Here is a 378-nt window from a genome sequence, read left to right as displayed (position 1 = left end):
TTAAAGAAAAAGTTTTTTTTACGCTGGGATAGATATTAATTCAGGGATTTTGTTTTGATTAGTTTGTTTAATTCTTTTTTGGACTCTTGTGTAGTTAGGGTTTTGAAGTTTTAGTTCTTCTTTGATTGTGTTTATTTCTTCATCGATGGGTTCTAATTTTATTTCTAATTGTTCTTGTTGTAATATTTTTGGTTGTTCATTTTTGATTTCGTCGGTTATTTGTCCTCTTTTGAGTTCTAATTCTTCGATGATTTTAGTGTATTCGTTGATAATTGATGTTTCGTTTTTTTCGATGGTTTTTATTAAATTACGAGAATTCATAAACTCTTTATTCAAATTATCACTTTTCATACGTGCACTATATTCTTCTATTTTCTT

At 26.7% G+C, this 378-nt stretch carries 1 pseudogene; it reads right to left on the bottom strand.

Going from position 1 to position 378, the window contains the following annotated elements:
• Window positions 1-18: 18 nt before the first annotated feature.
• Window positions 19-378 (bottom strand): annotated as a pseudogene (locus tag RI68_RS03405) (DNA double-strand break repair protein Rad50); the annotation flags it as partial.

Origin of the sequence: Vaccinium witches'-broom phytoplasma str. VAC (assembly GCF_000309405.1) — a bacterium.
Lineage (GTDB): Bacteria > Bacillota_I > Bacilli_A > Acholeplasmatales > Acholeplasmataceae > Phytoplasma.
Note: the sequence above shows the minus strand (reverse complement) of the source record. Positions and strands in the feature narration are given on the sequence as shown.